At 68.1% G+C, this 16,510-nt stretch carries 14 protein-coding genes; 9 read left to right on the top strand and 5 right to left on the bottom strand.

Going from position 1 to position 16,510, the window contains the following annotated elements; translation table 11 throughout:
• The first annotated feature begins 43 nt into the window (after positions 1-43).
• From WS64_RS28770 to WS64_RS28780, 3 genes are all read left to right on the top strand, one after another.
• A complete protein-coding gene (locus WS64_RS28770) occupies positions 44-934 on the top strand; it encodes an L-fucono-1,5-lactonase (protein ID WP_060968624.1) in 891 nt (296 codons plus the stop codon).
• Positions 935-1,002: 68 nt separating this feature from the next.
• Entirely contained in the window at positions 1,003-1,770 is a 768-nt protein-coding gene (locus tag WS64_RS28775) for a FadR/GntR family transcriptional regulator (protein WP_059643156.1), read from the top strand.
• 180 nt (positions 1,771-1,950) lie between these two features.
• Complete coding sequence (locus WS64_RS28780) at positions 1,951-3,096, top strand: alpha-hydroxy acid oxidase (protein ID WP_060968460.1); 1,146 nt, start codon at positions 1,951-1,953, stop codon at positions 3,094-3,096.
• Between the two features lie 51 nt (positions 3,097-3,147).
• Here the strand turns inward: WS64_RS28780 and WS64_RS28785 are convergent, their stop codons facing one another.
• The 5 genes from WS64_RS28785 to WS64_RS28805 form a co-directional block, all read right to left on the bottom strand.
• Positions 3,148-4,389, bottom strand: a complete 1,242-nt coding sequence (locus tag WS64_RS28785) for an NAD(P)/FAD-dependent oxidoreductase (protein WP_060968461.1) — start codon at positions 4,387-4,389, stop codon at positions 3,148-3,150.
• Positions 4,390-4,504: 115 nt separating this feature from the next.
• Complete coding sequence (locus WS64_RS28790) at positions 4,505-5,845, bottom strand: amidase family protein (protein WP_060968625.1); 1,341 nt, start codon at positions 5,843-5,845, stop codon at positions 4,505-4,507.
• A gap of 14 nt (positions 5,846-5,859) precedes the next feature.
• Positions 5,860-7,200 (bottom strand): MFS transporter, encoded by a 1,341-nt coding sequence (locus tag WS64_RS28795; protein ID WP_060968462.1) that lies wholly within the window; start codon positions 7,198-7,200, stop codon positions 5,860-5,862.
• A gap of 21 nt (positions 7,201-7,221) precedes the next feature.
• Entirely contained in the window at positions 7,222-8,658 is a 1,437-nt protein-coding gene (locus tag WS64_RS28800; protein ID WP_060968463.1) for an N-acyl-D-amino-acid deacylase family protein, read from the bottom strand.
• A gap of 183 nt (positions 8,659-8,841) precedes the next feature.
• Positions 8,842-9,729 carry a LysR family transcriptional regulator gene (locus WS64_RS28805; protein ID WP_060968464.1) on the bottom strand — a complete coding sequence of 296 codons (888 nt, stop codon included), beginning with the start codon at positions 9,727-9,729 and terminating at the stop codon, positions 8,842-8,844.
• Positions 9,730-10,140: 411 nt separating this feature from the next.
• Between WS64_RS28805 and WS64_RS28810 the strand changes: the two genes are divergently transcribed.
• The 6 genes from WS64_RS28810 (at position 10,141) to WS64_RS28835 (ending at position 16,509) form a co-directional block, all read left to right on the top strand.
• A complete protein-coding gene (locus tag WS64_RS28810) occupies positions 10,141-10,848 on the top strand; it encodes a regulatory sequestration protein YfiR (protein WP_060968465.1) in 708 nt (235 codons plus the stop codon).
• On the top strand, positions 10,845-12,113 hold the full coding sequence (locus WS64_RS28815) for a diguanylate cyclase DgcN/YfiN (protein ID WP_060011913.1): 1,269 nt from the start codon (positions 10,845-10,847) through the stop codon (positions 12,111-12,113). Before WS64_RS28810 ends, WS64_RS28815 begins: the two co-directional genes overlap by 4 nt.
• Positions 12,114-12,199: 86 nt before the next feature.
• Positions 12,200-12,712, top strand: a complete 513-nt coding sequence (locus WS64_RS28820) for an outer membrane lipoprotein YfiB (protein WP_060968466.1) — start codon at positions 12,200-12,202, stop codon at positions 12,710-12,712.
• A 288-nt stretch (positions 12,713-13,000) separates the two neighbouring features.
• Positions 13,001-13,657, top strand: coding sequence for a type VI secretion system baseplate subunit TssF (locus WS64_RS35425; protein WP_060968467.1), 657 nt, complete (start codon positions 13,001-13,003; stop codon positions 13,655-13,657).
• Positions 13,644-14,237, top strand: a complete 594-nt coding sequence (locus tag WS64_RS35430) for a type VI secretion system baseplate subunit TssF (protein ID WP_244166682.1) — start codon at positions 13,644-13,646, stop codon at positions 14,235-14,237. The genes WS64_RS35425 and WS64_RS35430 overlap by 14 nt, the downstream gene beginning before the upstream one ends.
• Positions 14,238-14,370: 133 nt before the next feature.
• Positions 14,371-16,509, top strand: a complete 2,139-nt coding sequence (locus tag WS64_RS28835; RefSeq protein ID WP_060968469.1) for a type VI secretion system Vgr family protein — start codon at positions 14,371-14,373, stop codon at positions 16,507-16,509.
• The last annotated feature ends 1 nt before the right edge of the window (position 16,510 follow it).

The following is a 16,510-nucleotide window of genomic DNA, read 5'->3' on the forward strand; positions in this document are numbered from 1 at the left end:
GATGCGCGCCGCCGCTGCCGAGACGATTGAACACGAGGGGATCATGGGCGCAGTGCGTATCGATTCGCATCAGCACTTCTGGCGTTATCGCGCGGCCGACTATCCGTGGATCGGCCCCGGCATGGGCGTGCTCGCGCGCGACTACCTGCCCGATATGCTGTGGCCGCAACTGCATGCGCAGGCGCTTGGCGCGTCGATCGCGGTGCAGGCGCGCGCCGGGCGCGACGAGACGGCGTTCCTGCTCGACCTCGCGCGCGACGACGCGCGCATCGCGGCGGTGGTCGGGTGGGAGGATCTCGGTGCGCCGGCGCTGGCCGACCGCGTCGCCGAGTGGCGCAGCCCGAAGCTGTGCGGCTTTCGTCATCAGGTGCAGGACGAAGCCGACGTCGGCGCGTTCGTCGCCGATCCCGCTTTCAATCGCGGTGTGGCGTGGCTGCAGGCGAACGGCTACGTGTACGACGTGCTCGTGTTCGAACGCCAGTTGCCGGCGGTCCGTGCGTTCTGCGCGCGGCACGATGCGCACTGGCTCGTGCTCGATCATTGCGGCAAGCCGGCGCTCGCCGAGTTCGAGCGCGACGACACGGCGCTCGCGCGCTGGCGCGCGTCGCTGCGCGAGCTCGGCGCGCTGCCGCACGTCGCATGCAAGCTGTCGGGGCTCGTGACCGAGGCCGACTGGCGGCGCGGCCTGCGCGCGCAGGACATCCGGCATATCGAGCAGTGCCTCGACGCGGCGCTCGACGCATTCGGCCCGCAGCGGCTGATGTTCGGATCGGACTGGCCCGTGTGCCTGCTCGCGGCGTCGTATGACGAGGTCGCGTCGCTCGTCGAGCGCTGGGCCGAATCGCGGCTGTCGGCGGCCGAGCGCGGCGCGTTGTGGGGCGGCACGGCCGCGCGTTGCTACGCGGTGCCGGGCGATGTGAAGCGCGGCATATAGAATAGGCGCGAGCGGTCTGTGCGATTCGTCGGGCCGTCCGCAACGAAACCGATTACCAGCGTCAACGTATGTCCATCCAGCCGATTCAGAACCGCCGCCTCTACCAGCAGATCGCCGACAAGCTCAGCGCGATGATCGAGTCGGGCGATTTCCCGCCGGGCAGCTATCTGCCGCCCGAGCGCGAGCTCGCCGAACAGTTCGGCGTGTCGCGCACGTCGGTGCGCGAGGCGCTGATCGCGCTCGAGGTGAGCGGGCTCGTCAGCGTGCGCGTCGGCGACGGCGTGAAGGTGCGGCTTCCTGAAACGGCGGCCGCGCCCGAACCCGCGCCGGCACCGGTCGGGAAGGTCGCGCCGTTCTCGATCGTCGAGATCGATCCGGAGCTCGGCATCGCACTCGATCTCGATACCGAAATCCCGCCGTTCGCGCTGCTGCAGGCGCGCCGGCTGATCGAGCCGGAAGCCGCTTCGCTGGCCGCGCGGCACGGCTCGGACGCGCAGATCGAAGGTATCCACGAAGCGTTCCTGCGCAACCAGGACGACAACCGCAGCGGCTCGCTCACGCACCCGGGCGACCGGCTGTTCCATATCCGCATCGCGGAAGCGAGCGACAACGCCGCGTATGCGCTGATGATCAAGCAACTGCTGGCGCACAAGTACGACCCGATGTTCCAGCGGCTGCAGTCGCTGTACATGCCGAACGACATGCCGCACCGCTCGGAGCTGGAACACCGCGCGATCCTCGACGCGATCCGCGCGCGCGACCCCGACGCCGCGCGTCGCGCGATGGCCGAGCATCTCGATGAAGTGATCCGCATCTTTGGCCGTGCGCTCGACTGAGTGCGCGAGTCGATTCGCCGCATGGTCGGCCGCAGCTGACACGATGCGGATTTTCGCGTGCCGATGCGGCGTGCGCATCGCGCGAGGGTATCGGCCGCCGGGACAGAACGAACGCTGCGATGCGAGCGATGCGCGCCGGTCGATCGGCATGCCGCTCGCGCGCCGAATGGAGTGTGACGAATGCGCGTGAACGATTGCCACAATTTCCACGACTTCCGCGAGCTGGCCAGACGACGATTGCCGGGGCCGATCTTCAATTACATCGACGGCGCGGCCGACGATGAAACCACGTATCGACGCAACACGAGCGCGTTCGAAAGCTGCGATCTCGTGCCGAACGTGTTGCGCGGCGTGCGCGACGTCGATCTGTCGGTGACGGTCATGGGGCAAAAGCTCGGCATGCCGGTGTACTGTTCGCCGACCGCGCTGCAACGCCTGTTTCACCATGACGGCGAGCGCGCTGTCGCCGCCGCCGCCGCGAAATTCGACACGATGTTCGGCGTGTCGTCGCTCGGCACCGTGAGCCTGGAAGAAGCCCGTGCGATCAGCCCGGGCCCGCAGGTCTACCAGTTCTATTTTCACAAGGACCGCGGCCTCAACCGCGAGATGATGAACCGTTCCAGGCAAGCCGGCGTGAACGTGATGATGCTGACGGTGGACAGCATCACCGGCGGCAATCGCGAGCGCGACAAGCGCACCGGCTTCTCGATTCCGTTCCGGCTGACGCTCGCGGGGCTCACCGAATTCGCGTTGAAGCCGGCCTGGGCGATCAACTACCTGACCCACGAGCGATTCCGTTTGCCGCAACTCGACCAGCATGTCGACATGAGCGGCGGCGCGATGTCGATCAGCCGCTACTTCACGGACATGCTCGATCCGTCGATGTCGTGGGACGACGTCGCCGCGATGGTGCGGGAGTGGAACGGGCAGTTTTGCCTGAAAGGCGTGATGTCGGTCGACGACGCGCGCAGGGCGGTGGACATCGGCTGCACCGGCATCGTGTTGTCGAACCACGGCGGACGGCAACTGGACGGTTCGCGCGCCGCGTTCGACCAGCTTGCCGAGGTGGTCGACGCGGTGGGCGACCGGATCGACGTGATGATGGACGGCGGCGTGCAACGGGGTTCGCACGTGCTCAAGGCGCTGGCGCTCGGTGCGAAGGCCGTCGGGCTGGGGCGCTATTACCTGTTCCCGCTCGCCGCCGCCGGGCAGCCCGGCGTCGAGCGCGCGTTGCAACTGATGCGCACGGAGATCGAGCGGGACATGCGGCTGATGGGCTGCGCGTCCGTTTCTCAGCTCGGGCGGGGCCAGCTTCGTTTTCGCTGACGGCGGCGGGCACGACGCCGTCAGGCCTGCGCGCCGGCCGGCATCGCCCGCTCAGAAGCGATCCGCGCGATACGGCGCCGGATCGGTGAACGGCGCTTCCCCGGTCATCATCTCGGCGAGCAGGCGGCCGGTGACGGGGCCGAGCGTCAGCCCGTGATGGTTGTGCCCGAACGCGAACCACAGCCCGCGATGCGCGGGCGCGGGGCCGATCACCGGGCGCATGTCGGGCGTGCACGGCCGGAAGCCGAGCCACGGATGCGGGTCGAGCCGCTCGCCGAAACCGAACACCGGCCGCGCGACGCGTTCCGCGCGTTCGAGCTGCACGCCGGTGGGCGGCACGCGGCGCCGCGCGATCTCGACGCCGGTCGTCAGCCGCAGCCCGCGCCGCATCGGCGCGATCACGTAGCCGTATTCGCGATCGACGATCGGCGCCGACGGCACGCCGCGCGCGGACGGCGCATAGTGCATGTGATAGCCGCGCTTCTCGCGCAGCGGGATCTTGTAGCCGAACTTGCCGAATACCGTGTCTGACCACGGGCCGAGCGCGACGACGACGGCCGGCGCGGCCGCGGGGCCGTCGTCGGTCCGGACCTGCCAGCCGGGCGACAGCGCGTCGAGACTCGCGGCGTCGCCCGTCAGCAGCGTGCCGCCGCCCCGTACGAACAGTTGCGCATACGCTTTGACGAGCGCGGCCGGATCGACGACGCTTTTCGGGTCGAGCCAGTGCAGCGCACCGCAGAAGCCCGGTGCGAGGCTCGGCTCGTGCGCGCGCAGCGCGGCCGCGTCGAGCGGCGTGATGCCGAGCCCGTGGCGGCGCGCGGTGAGGCCGGCGTCGGCCACGCCGCGCTCGAATGCGGCCGGCGTGCGGAACGCTTCCAGCCAGCCGCTGGCGCGGACCAGTTCGCCGGCGCCGGCCCGCGCGATCAGCGCGTCGTGCTCGACGATGCAGCGCTCGATCAGCGGCAGCATGTCGCGCGAGGCCGCCGCGTGACGCAGCGGCGCCGATTCCCACCAGAACCGCGCGAGCCACGGTGCGAACGCGGGCAGCGACGCGCTGTGCCAGTAGAGGTCGGTCGAGCGGTTCAGCGCATAGCGCATCAGCGTGAACGGGCTGCGCGGGAACGGGTACGGTTCGACCGACGAGCGCTCGATCAGCCCGGCATTGCCGAAGCTCGTGCCTTCGCCGGGCGCGCCGCGATCGACGAGCGCGACCTTGCGGCCGCGATCCTGCAGGTGCAGCGCGGCGCAGACGCCGACGATGCCGGCGCCGAGAACGATGACGTCGAAATCCATCGATGGTGAGTGACGGTTGGTGGGGCGCTTGCCCGCGGTAGGGGCGCGCGCCCGGGTTGGAGAAGGTTCGAGCTGCAAGCATACTCGCGGCGGCGCGGCTCACCAAGGGGCGTCGCTACCGACCCAGGTCGCGCCACGCGATAGAGAATTGCCGCGCGGCGTGGAAGCAGACCGCGTCGGCATGCGGTGCGCCGATCAACTGGACGCCGACCGGCAGTTCTCCCGGCACGAAGCAGGGTGCGCTGACGACGGGCAGCCCCGCGAACGAAATCGGCTGCGTGAGCAGGCCGAGCGTCTTGGCCGGCTCGAGCAGGGCGCCGTTGATATCGACGGTCGGGTCGGTCACGCGCGGCGCCGCGCAGGGCGTCGCGGCGGCGAGCAGCACGTCGTAGCGTGCGAACAGCGCTTCGACGCGCACGCGCCACGCCGCACGGCATGCAAGCGCTTCCCGATACGTGGCGGCGGACGTCGAGACGCCGGTTGCGATGCGCGACCGCAGTCGTTCGGATACGAGCGCCGCCGGCGCGTCGAGCAACCCGCGATGGTTGCGGGCCAGCTCCACGTTCGAGATTGCGATCGCGGCCTCCCGCACGTGCGAGACTTCGTCGCGGTCGAGCGCTATCGATTCGCCCGCATTCAGACAGGCTGCCGCGCGCCGGACGGCGCGTTGCGCGTCCGCATCGGCATGTCGTTCGAAATCGCCGGTCAGCACCGCGACGCGCAGCGGGGCGGCCGGATCGCGAATCGGTTGCGAGCGCAATGAATCCGCGTCGCGGAGCGTGTCGTACAGAGCTGCCAGATCGTCGATATCGTTCGCGAATCCACCGATACTGTCGAGCGAATCGGCATAGGGCAGGCAGCCGGCCCGCGACAGCCGCCCGTCGCCCGGGCGAAATCCCCACACGCCGCATAGCGCTGCCGGTGCGCGGATCGAGCCGTTGGTGTCGCTGCCGAGCGCAAGCAGCACGTATCCGGCGGCGACCGCGGCAGCCGAGCCGCTCGACGAACCGCCGGTCATGCGCGTCGGGTCGGCCGGCAGGCGCACCGCGCCATAGTGCGGATTCACGCCGGTGGCGCCGCACGCGAGTTCGTCCATATGCGTCGCGCCGACCGGCACCGCGCCGGCCGCGCATAGTTGCGCGACCGCCGCCGCATCGGTAGCGGCGGCCGGCAGCGCCGCGCGCGCCGGCGATCCCGCGACCGTGGGGTAGCCGGCCACGTCGAAATTCCATTTGACGAGAAACGGCACGCCGGCCAACGGGCCCGGGTCGCGTCCGCTGCGCACCATCGCGTCGATCCGCCGCGCGTCGCGCAGTGCGCGCGCGTCGAAGGTCCGTGCGCACGCATGGATGGCGCCGTCGCGCGCAGCGATATCGGCCAGCACGCTCTGCACGACCGACACGGCGCTCGCGCGTCCCGCGCGCACCTCCGTAGCCAGCGCGAGCGCGCCGCGCATCGACGGAACCGCGCTCATGCGCGCACCATGAACCGGCGCGGGATCGACAGGATCAGCGCGGCGGCGGCGAAGAGCGCGAACGCGAGCAGCGCGACGCCGAGTTCGGTGCTTCCCGTCAGTCCGGACGCATAGCCCATCAGCGTCGGGCCGACGAACCCGGCGACGGCCGCGCCTATGTTGACGAGCCCGGCGCCGCCCGCGGCGGCTTCGCCGGTGAGAATCCGCGACGGCAGGCTCCAGAACATCGCAAGCGTGCTCATGATGCCCGCCACGCCCACGGTCAGGCACATGACGGCGAGCACCGGATGTGCACGCATGCCGAGGCTCGCGAGCAGCGCGACTCCGCCGATGGCGACCGGCAGCGCCGTATGCCAGCGGCGCTCGCCGGTTCGCACCGAATGCTGCGCGTTCGCGACCATCGCGATCGATGCGACGAGGTACGGTATCGCGCTGACGAGGCCGATCCCCAGATTGCTCAGCGAGCCGAGCGCCTTGATCATCGTCGGCATCCAGAACACCAGCCCGTAGTTGCCGACGTTGTAGAGGAACGAGGTTGCGAACAGCAGCCACAGTGTCGGTTCGCGCAGCGCGGCGTAGAGGTGCGTGCGCTTGCCGGCCGCTTCCTGCGCCATCTCCGCGCGAATCATGCGTTTTTCCGCGTCGGTCAGCCAGACGGCGTCGTCGATCCGTTCCGTCACGCGCGCGAGCAGGTACATGCCGAGCACGATGGCCGGCAGGCCTTCGATCAGGAACATCCACTGCCAACCGCGCAACCCGAGGCCGCCGTGCGTCGCATCCATGATCCAGCCCGACAGCGGGCCGCCGACGATGACGCCCATCGGCATCGCGAGAAACAGGAACGCCATGACCTTCGCGAGCCGGTGCGACGGAAACCACACGCCGAAGTAGGCGATCACGGCCGGAAAGAAGCTCGCCTCCGTCACGCCGAGCAGGAAGCGCAGCGCATAGAAGCTCGCGGTATCGCGGGTGGCGAGCGTGGCGACCGATACGGCGCCCCATGTGAGCATCGAGCCGGCGAGACAGCGCTTCACGCCGACCCGTTGCACGAGCCAGCCGGTCGGCACCTGCAGCAGAAGATAGCTGACGAAGAACAGGCCCGCGCCGATGCCGTAGGCGGCGTCCGTCAAATGCAGATCCGTCATCATCTGCAGTTTCGCGAAGCCGACGTTGACGCGATCGAGATAGCCGAAGAAATAGCAGACGAGGATCAGCGGAATGATGCGTCGGCTCAGGCGCGCATACAACGCGTCGATGCCGGGCGCGGCCGTATCCGCGAGCGGGCCCGAGCCGGATTGCATGCCGTGCGGCGTGGGGAGGCCGTTGGAATTCGTCATGGTGACTCCGTGCAGGTTGACTCAGGGGCGGCGGCGCAGCGCCTGGCCGGGGCGCGCGCCGGTATGCCGGCCGTGTTCGAGCACCGCATGCCCGTTGACGAACACGTGTTCGATGCCTTCCGGGCGCAGCGTCGGGCTCGCGAACGTCGCGCGGTCGATCACGCGCGCGGGGTCGAACACGACGAGATCCGCGTAATGGCCGACCGCGAGCCGCCCGCGTTCCGCGATGCCGAATTGCTCGGCCGTGAGGCCCGTCATCTTGCGCACGGCCGTTTCGAGTGGGAACAGGCCACGCTCGCGGGAGAATTCGCCGAGCACGCGCGGGAACGTACCCCACAGCCGCGGATGCGGACGTATGTCGTTGGGCAGGCCGTCGGAGCCGACCATCGTCAACTCGTGGCGCATGATGCGTTCGACGTCCGCTTCGTCCATCACGAAGTAGATCGCGCCGGCGGGGCGCAGCGCGTCGATCGCGGCATCGATCGAATCGCCGAACAGCGGCAGCAGTGCGTGGAAATCACGGCCCGCGAACTCGGGACGGGGCTTCGACCATGTAACGATCACGCGCGACGACTGGCGGACGCGATCCGCGCGCAGCATCGTCGACGTGGCCGGATACGGATGGCAGTCGATACACAGCGGCTGTCGCGTGCGCTGCGCGTCGATATGCGCGAGCGTTTCGATCGAGCGGCCGTGATTGGCGGTGCCGGCCACCTTGTGATGCGACAGCACGACGCGCACGTCGAGCGCACGCCCGATCGAGAACGCTTCGTCAAGCGAAGCGATGATCGCGTCGGTTTCGTCGCGCAGATGCGTCGCGAACACGCCGCCCGTCTCGCGCAGCGGCGCGCTGACGTCGATCAGTTCGTCGATCGTTGCCGCCGCCGCGGGCGGATAGAAGGTGCCGGTCGACACGCCGAACGCGCCGGCGGCCATCGCTGCGCGCACATCGGCCGCCATCGCCGCGATTTCCGCCGCGTTGGCCGCGCGGCCGAGATCCGCCATGTGCCGCACGCGCAGTGTCGAGTGACCGACGAGGGCCGCCGTGTTGACGGCGGCGGGCGTTGCATCGAGCGCGCCCAGATAGGCGCGAAAGGATGAAAAGCGAAACGACTGCCATGCGCCGAGCAGGTCGAGCGGCTGCGGCACGTCGCGCTCGGCGAGCAGCGGCGCGAGGCTAATCCCGCAGTTGCCGGCGATCACCGTGGTGACGCCTTGCGCGACCTTCGGTTCGACGTCGGGATCGGTCAGCACGAACGCGTCGTCGTGCGTGTGGCTGTCGATGAAGCCCGGCGCGACGATCAGACCGCCTGCGTCGAGCGTGTGCACGGCAGTCGCGCCGCGCAGGTCGCCGATCGCGGCGATGCGCTCGCCCGTCACGCCGAGATCGGCCTCGAAGCGCGCGGCTCCCGTCCCGTCGATCAGTTCGCCGCGGCGCAGGATCACGTCGAAATGCATGATGGCTCCTCCGGAATTCGTCCGGACCGGACGTGCTGCCCGGTTCCGTCGTTCATGTTCGCCATCATCGTCGCCAGCCATTTTTCGGGCGTCCAATGCCGTTCGGCTCGCGATTCATGCGAAACCAGCATCAATGCGGCGACGCGGGATCGCCGTTCGGGGCGCCATCCGTCGCCGTCGGCGTTATGCGAACGCCGCTTTCACCAGCGCATGAAGGTCGCTCGCGAAGCTGGACATCGAGATGGTCCGATGCCGCACGATGCCGACCGTGCGATCGATGGTCGGGTTCGCGATCGGCACCGCGCGTACCGTGGGCGCGCCGTACGCACGCAACGCGCTCTCGGGCAGGATGGCGCAGCCGACGCCGGCCGCCACGAGCGCGGTGACGCACGAGATGTGCTCGACCTCGTAGAACCAGCGGCTGCGCACCGCTTCCTGACCCATCATCATTTCGAGCAGCAGACGGTTGCCGCTGTCGCGACCACCGATGACGAGTTTCGCGTGCCGCAATTCGCCGAGCGTGACGGCGTCCGCGCGTGCCAGCGGGTCGTCCTCGTGCGCCGCGAGTACGTAGCGGTCCGTGAAGAGCGGCTCGAACGCGAGATCGTCGTCGTCGCCCGGATGCAGGCTGACGCCGAACTCCGCGATGCCCGCGCGCACCTGCGACAGCACGAAGTCGTGATTGCCGTCGAGGATCTGCACGGCGACGTGCGGATACTTGTCCGCGTAGCCGCGCAGCGCGCCGGGCAGCGCTTGCGCGACGACGGTCGGGATCGACGCGAGGCGCACCTTGCCGTAACGCTTTTGCGCGATCTCCTGGATCGACGACAGCATCATTCCGAGCTGTGCGATCTGCTCGCGCGCCATCGGCAGGAACTGGCGGCCGACACCCGTCAGCGTCACGCTGCGCGTGGTGCGCTGGAACAGCTCGACGCCGAGCGTCTGTTCGAGCTTCTGGATGCGGCGCGACAGCCCCGGCTGGGTCAGATGCAGCTTTTCCGCCGCACGATGAAACGTGCCGAGTTCGGCGACGGCGACGAACGCTTCGAGTTCCGAGTTTTCTATCTTCATGACGCTCCAGGGTGCAGGCCGGCTCCGGCAATCGGGCGTGTAGCGGCAGGACTTGCGTGCGGATATTTTCGTCGATATCGATTCGCGGCGCGCCGCCGGCTCGTATGGCCGCCGAGCGTACACGCATTGCCGATCGCGAACGTCTGAAGGTTGACGTTCCGGAGCGCCCAATCCGCTGATCAATTTGTCGATGCGCGAAGGCGGGGCGGCATCACGCAGTTTCGTTGCGCGCGTCGTCGTGCGCGGTATCGACCCGGTCTGTTTTCAGATGCTGTTCGCGGGTGTATCCCACTGGTTTGGGATGCGAATTTTTACCTAAGATGGAAGCACCCGTGCGCGTGATACGGTGGCTGCACGCGCATGGCAGGCAAGAGGCAGCACCGGGAAACGACGGTAGCAGATGTTTCCATCATGAATGCGAGTGTATGCGCGGCGGCTGCGAGTGTTGCAGTCGCATCGATGCCGACGTGCGCGGCGGCAATCGCCGCGCGGAAGGCGTCCGGAAGACCGGGGCGAGTCGCCGCACTGCGCCACGCGTTCTACGCAATCGTTTGCGTTCTGGGCATTGCGCCTGTCGTCTTCGCCGGGGCTCCCGCCGATGCCGGCGATCCGGTCGAATCGGCGCGGCTCGCGGCCGCCGCGAGTGCCGCCAGCCCCGCGAATCCCGTCCTTTCTTCACACGACTCCGCCGTGCGGCAGGTCGTACTCGGCATCATCAGCTTCACGCGCTGGCCGACGACGCCCGTGCGCCTGCATCTGTGCATCACCGGGCGCCCCGACTACGCGCGCGGCCTGACCGACACGCTGCAGGCCGGCTCGACGCTGCTCGACGTGCAACGCGTCCGCTTCGACGATCCGTCGCTCGGCATCGCATGCGACGTCGTCTATCTCGGCGCCTTGAACAACGACGAGCGCGCGCGGGTGAGAGCCGCATTGGCCGGCCATCCGGTGCTGACGATCGCGGAACACGATCCGTCCTGCACCGCGGGCGGCATGTTCTGCCTCGACGTCGACGGCGATCGCGTGTCGTTCGACATCAACCTCGATGCCGTCGCGCGCAGCGGCGTGCGCGTGCATCCGAACGTCCTCAATCTCGCACGACGGCCGGTGACGCCATGACACGGCCCTCGCTTCCCGTTCCCGCTTCGCCCGTGCCGCGCCCGACGTTGCAAAGCGTGCTGCGTCGCGCACACCTGCGGCTCGCGTTCGTCGCCGTGACGATGGCCGCCGTGTCGTTGATCGTCGTCGCCGTGATCGCGTTGCGCGCGTATGCCGGCAACAACCTGAACCTGCTCGCGCGCTCGCTCGGTTACACGGTCGAGGCGGCGCTCGTGTTCGGCGATCGCGTCGCGGCGAACGAGGCGATCGGCATGATCGCCGGCGACGAGGACGTCGCGCAGGTGGTCGTCACCGACAGCAACGGGCAACTGTTCGCCACGTGGCAGCTGCCGGCCGGAAGCGGGATCGCGCGGCTCGAGCGCGCGGTCGCCGACGTGGCGCTGCCCGGGCCGGTGACCGTCCCGGTGATGCACGACGGCATCATCGTCGGCCACGTCGTCGTGCGCGGCCGCGGGCACCAGTTCTTCGGCTTCCTGCTCGGCGGCGTCGGCGGCATTCTCGGCTGCCTGGCCGTCAGCGTGTTCGGTGCGTACGTCAGTTCGAAGCGCCTGCTGCGCAACATCGTTTCGCCGCTGCGCGCGCTGGCGGGCGTCGCGCACGCGGTGCGGCGCGAGCGTGCGTTCGCGCGGCGCGTCGAGCCGGCGGCGATCGCCGAACTGAACCAGCTCGGCGACGACTTCAACGCATTGCTCGACGAATTCGAAGACTGGCAGAACACGCTGCGCGACGAGAACGCGTCGCTCGAACACAAGGCGACGCACGATGCGCTCACCGGGTTGCCCAACCGCGTGCAGTTCGAATCGCGTCTCGCGCTGGCGCTGTGCGACGCCACGTTGACGGGGGAGCGGGTCGCGGTTCTCTATCTCGACTGCGACCGCTTCAAGGAGATCAACGATGGTCTCGGTCACGATGCGGGCGACGCGGTGCTGATCGGCATCGCGTCGCGGCTGCGCACGCGGGTGCGCGAGGCCGATCTCGTCGCGCGCCTGGGCGGCGACGAATTTGCGGTGATGCTGGCGGCGGTGCCTGAAGCGGGCAGCGTGTGCCGGATCGCCGACGAGATTCTGTCCGGCATGGCGCCGTCGATCGAGCTGTCCGACGGCCGCGTGGTGGCCACCATGATGAGTGCCGGCGTTGCGCTGTTTCCCGATCACGCATCCGACGCGAGCGGCCTGCTGCGCGCGGCGGATATCGCGATGTACCGCGCCAAGCGCGCGCGGCCGGGATCGTGGCAACTGGCGGAGAGCGTGGCAGGGCCGGTGTGATGTCGATCGACTCGCGCCGCGGGCGAGGCCGCGGCGGCGGTTAAAAGAAGCGCTTGCAGAGCGGGCGCGATGGAAGGGGATGCGAAATGAACCACTCGTTTCCTGTGAGCACGGGGCGGATGTGCGTCGGGAGTGCGCTGCTGCTGTGCATGCTGCTGGGGGGCTGCAAGACACCGCCGCCGCTTCATCGGGGGCTGACGCAGACGCAGGTGACGGCGCTGAAGTCGGCCGGGTTCCAGGAGACCGGGCAGGGGTTCGAGTTCGGTTCGACCGGGCCGATTCTGTTCGATTTCGATCGATACAACCTCAAGCCGAATGTCAGACGGATAGTCGAACGGATCGGGCGAACGTTGCGGTCGGCGGGCATCAACGGCGTGCGGGTTTATGGGTATTCGGATGACGAGGGCACGGAGAAGTACGACATCGAATTGTCGAGGCGGCGGGCGGAGGCGGTGGCGATCGAACTGGTCGACGTCGGGCTCGACGCGAAGCAGATCGCGATTGCCGGGAAAGGGAAGCGCGATCCGGTGGGCGATAACAGGACGCCGGCAGGGCGCGCGCAGAATCGGCGGGCGGCGATTGTGGTCTCGCCGCGGTGAGGTGGCACGCCGCGCATGGGTGGTGTGTGTAGACGCGCCGACACGCACGCCGTGCCGTCCGCTGTAACGGTTCGCCACCATTGACGCGAAAATGTCCGAGCGGCCGTTTGCAAGCGGCGAGCCTTGATGTTCGCGGCATTCAGGCGCGGCATCGGCAGCATTCGTCGTCGCCGAAATGACGCCCGTTCGACGCGTCGCGAATGAAACAATAGGTGGTCAAAATAAAATCGTTCCGCCTTTTTGAACGCTGCATCGTCATACGCACATGCGGCGACGGACGGAACGAGGATGCCCATCGAGCCCAAGGATCTGCTGCCGCACTTCGAGCGTGAACTGACGCTGCTGCGCCGTTCAGTGCAGGCGTTTGCGCAACGCTTTCCCAAAATTGCCGCCCGGCTGGCGATCACCGGCGAGCATTCGGACGATCCGCACGTCGAACGCCTGTTGCAGTCGTTCGCGTTGATGGCGGCGAGCCACGACTTGCGCATCGAAGATGACGTGCCGGCGTTTACGCACGGTTTTCTCGACACGCTGCATGGTGTTTTCCTGCGCCCGTTTCCTTCATGCGCGATTGCGCAATTTCAGGGCGACCGCAGCAGCGACCTGACTGCGCCGCGCGTCGTGCCGCGCGGCGACAAGCTGATCGCGCCCATCGGCAAGGAAGTATTCCGCGTCGCGGACGACGTCGCGATCGTGCCGCTCACGGTGTCGTCGGTGCGTTACACGACATCGTCGATCGCGCCGCGCGACGTCGCGTTGCCGGCGGAAACGACCGGCGTGCTGACTTTCACGTTCGAGCTCACCACGCCGAACGCCACCTTCGCCATCGTGCCGGACACCGAAGGAACCCGTCGATCCGCGCGCCAAGGAGACGGACCCGCGCCCGGCGCCGTCCCCGGCCGACGCTGCCGAATCGCTCCGCGGTGTCGAACTGGAACTCGTTGACCAGGACGGGCGACCTGCCGACCCCGGCCATCGCAAGCTGGAGATCCGGCTGTCCTGCACGCAGGGCGATCTGTCCGCGATGCGCGAGCGCGAACTGGCGTTGCCCGCGGGCGATCCGGCGGGTACGGTCATGTTGCTGAACCGGCCGACCGCGAGCCGGCCGACCGCTTTCCGCCATGGGGAGCTGTGGGATCTGCTGTCGCTTCTCGTGCCGCAGGCGGTCCGGCTGGACAAGGGCGGCCTGACCCAGCTCAGGCGGCTTTGCGCGCGCTGGGCGGAGAACTCGGTGGACGCCGGCCGGCGCTTCGATGCGATCGTGTCGTTGTCGACCGCGCGCGTGCGGGGCTGGCTGCCCGGCAAGCCGGCATCGGCGTTCGTGCACGGGCTGGAGGTGCGGCTGGTCGTGGACGAGCAGCGTTTCGCCGCGTTCAGCCTGAGCGGATTCGCGCACGTGATGGACCGGTTTTTCGCGCCCTACGTGCCGGTCACGAGCTTCGTGCAGGTCGTGCTGTTTTCGGCCGCTACCGGTGCGGTGCTTCGGCGTGGGGCGCCGCGTCCGGGCACCCAGCCACTGGTCTAGTTTCCCGATTTTCAGGGCCCGAACGAAAACGTTTGCGGACGTCTTTCAAGCCGCCGGGATTTACCCTACATTATCGAGGCTTCGGGCCGGCGAGCCGGCTTACGGAACCTGAGATCACACGCAAGGAACAACAATGAGTTTCGCTCCGAACGGGGGTATTCCCAATGGATTGGGCGGTGGTGCGCTCGGCTCGTTGAGCGCGCTCGGGGGCCTCGCCGGCCCGGTCGCGTCGAGTGTGGCCGGCAGTCTCGGGCCGCTCGCAGGGCTGGCCGGTCACGTCGACACCGTCCAGCGCGCGCTGCAACTCGCACAGACCGGCTTCTCGCTGATGGAGAAGACGCCCGGCGCGATTGCCGAGGCGATCAACGGCGCCGCCAACCCCGCGCGCCTGACCCAGCTCAACCGCTACGTCACGCTCGATACGCCGCTCGGCCCGGATGTGCTGCTCGTCAGCGCGGCTGTCATCGACGAGCATGTGAACCGGTTGCCGGAGATCCACCTCGACCTGCTGTCGCATCGCCACGACCTGCGCCCGGACGATCTGATCGGCCAGCAGGTCAAGATCCGCTTCGACCAGCAGGCGCGCCTGTCGACCCTCGAACGCGTCGTGGCGTCGGGCACCGGCGACAACGACCGCTACTTCGACGGCTACGTCGCGTCGTTCGACCGCGCCGGCAACCCCGGGAACGTCACGCAATACCACCTGACGGCCGTGCCGTGGTTCTGGTTCCTCACGCGTTCCACCGACTGCCGGATCTTCCAGAACAAGACCGCGCAGGACATCCTCACCGAAATCTTCCAGGAACACGGTTTTTCCGATTTCGTGTTCGACATCCGGACGAGCCAGAAGCCGCTTGAATACGTCGTGATGTACCAGGAGAGCTACTACAACTTCTGCGCGCGGCTGATGGAGCAGGAGGGGCTCGTGTGGACGCATCGCTACGAGAAGGACAAGCACTTTCTCGTGATCGGCGACACGAACCTGCTGTTCCGCCCGATCGACGGGCTCGCCACCGTGCCGTTCGCGGCGACCGAGGCGAGCGAGGACAGCGGCATCGACCAGTTGCACGAAGGCCGGCGTTTCGGCGTCGGCAAGATCACGTTCCGCGACTTCAATCACCAGAATCCGTCGTCGCCGCTGATGCTGGTGGAGGCCGGGCCGCAGAACCTCAAGCACGCACGGCTCGACGCGACCGAGCGGTTCGAGCACCAGTCGCTGTACGACCACGGCGACGACGGTAACCGCTACGCGCGTTTCGCGATGGAGGCCGAGGAGGCGCAGGCGCATCGCTATACGGGCAGCGGCTATGCGTGGCGCATGACCACGGCGGGCACCGTGGCCGTCGCGAACCACCCGGTGCTCGAAAACAACCAGGAGTACGTGATCCTGCACGTGCGTCACGAGGCCGTGAACGACTACACGCAGCACAGCGCGAAGCTGCCGTACCGCAACAGCTTCTCGCTGCTGCCGAAGAAGATCCCGTACCGTGCGCCGCGCGCGACGCCGAAGCCGGTGATTCACGGCACGCATTCGGCGATCGTCGTCGGGCCGAAGGGCGAGGAAATCTATACGAACGGCAGCGCGGTGAAGGTGCATTTCCCGTGGGACCGGCGCGGCAAGAAGGACGGCTCCGATTCGATGTGGGTGCGCGTGTCGCAGCCGTGGGCGGGCGACGGCTGGGGCGCGGCCGCGATTCCGCGGATCAAGCAGGAAGTGCTGGTGGCGTTCAATCAGGGCGATCCGGATAACCCGGTGATCGTCGGCCGCGTGTTCAACGGCGAGCAGGGCAACCCGTATCACGGCGCGGCCGGCCAGACGATGGGGATCAAGAGCCAGACGCATAAGGGTGCGGGGTCGAACGAGATCCGCATGACCGACACGAACGGCATGCAGGAATTCTTCATGCACGCGCAGAAGGACATGAACACCGTCGTCGAGAACAACGAGACGCACAAGGTGATGGGGCCGATGCGTACCGTGCTGGTGGCGACGGGCAGCGAAGAAAAGCAGATTCCGCAGGGCAACCTCACCGAGACGATCGCCGAGAAGCGCAGCACCACGGCCTCGACCGTCGAGGTGACGACGCCGGCCAAGGACGGCGGCGGCGGCACGCAGGTCTATGTGGCCGAGCGCGGCATCCTGCTGAAGGTGCAGGACAGCTCGATCTCGCTCGCGCCGGAAGGCATTCGCCTCGAGCACAACGGCTCCGTGATCCTGATGACCGACGACGGTGTGACGGTCAACGGCAAGCGCATCGATCTCAACAAATAAA

Source organism: Burkholderia anthina, from assembly GCF_001547525.1.
GTDB classification, from domain to species: Bacteria; Pseudomonadota; Gammaproteobacteria; order Burkholderiales; family Burkholderiaceae; genus Burkholderia; species Burkholderia semiarida.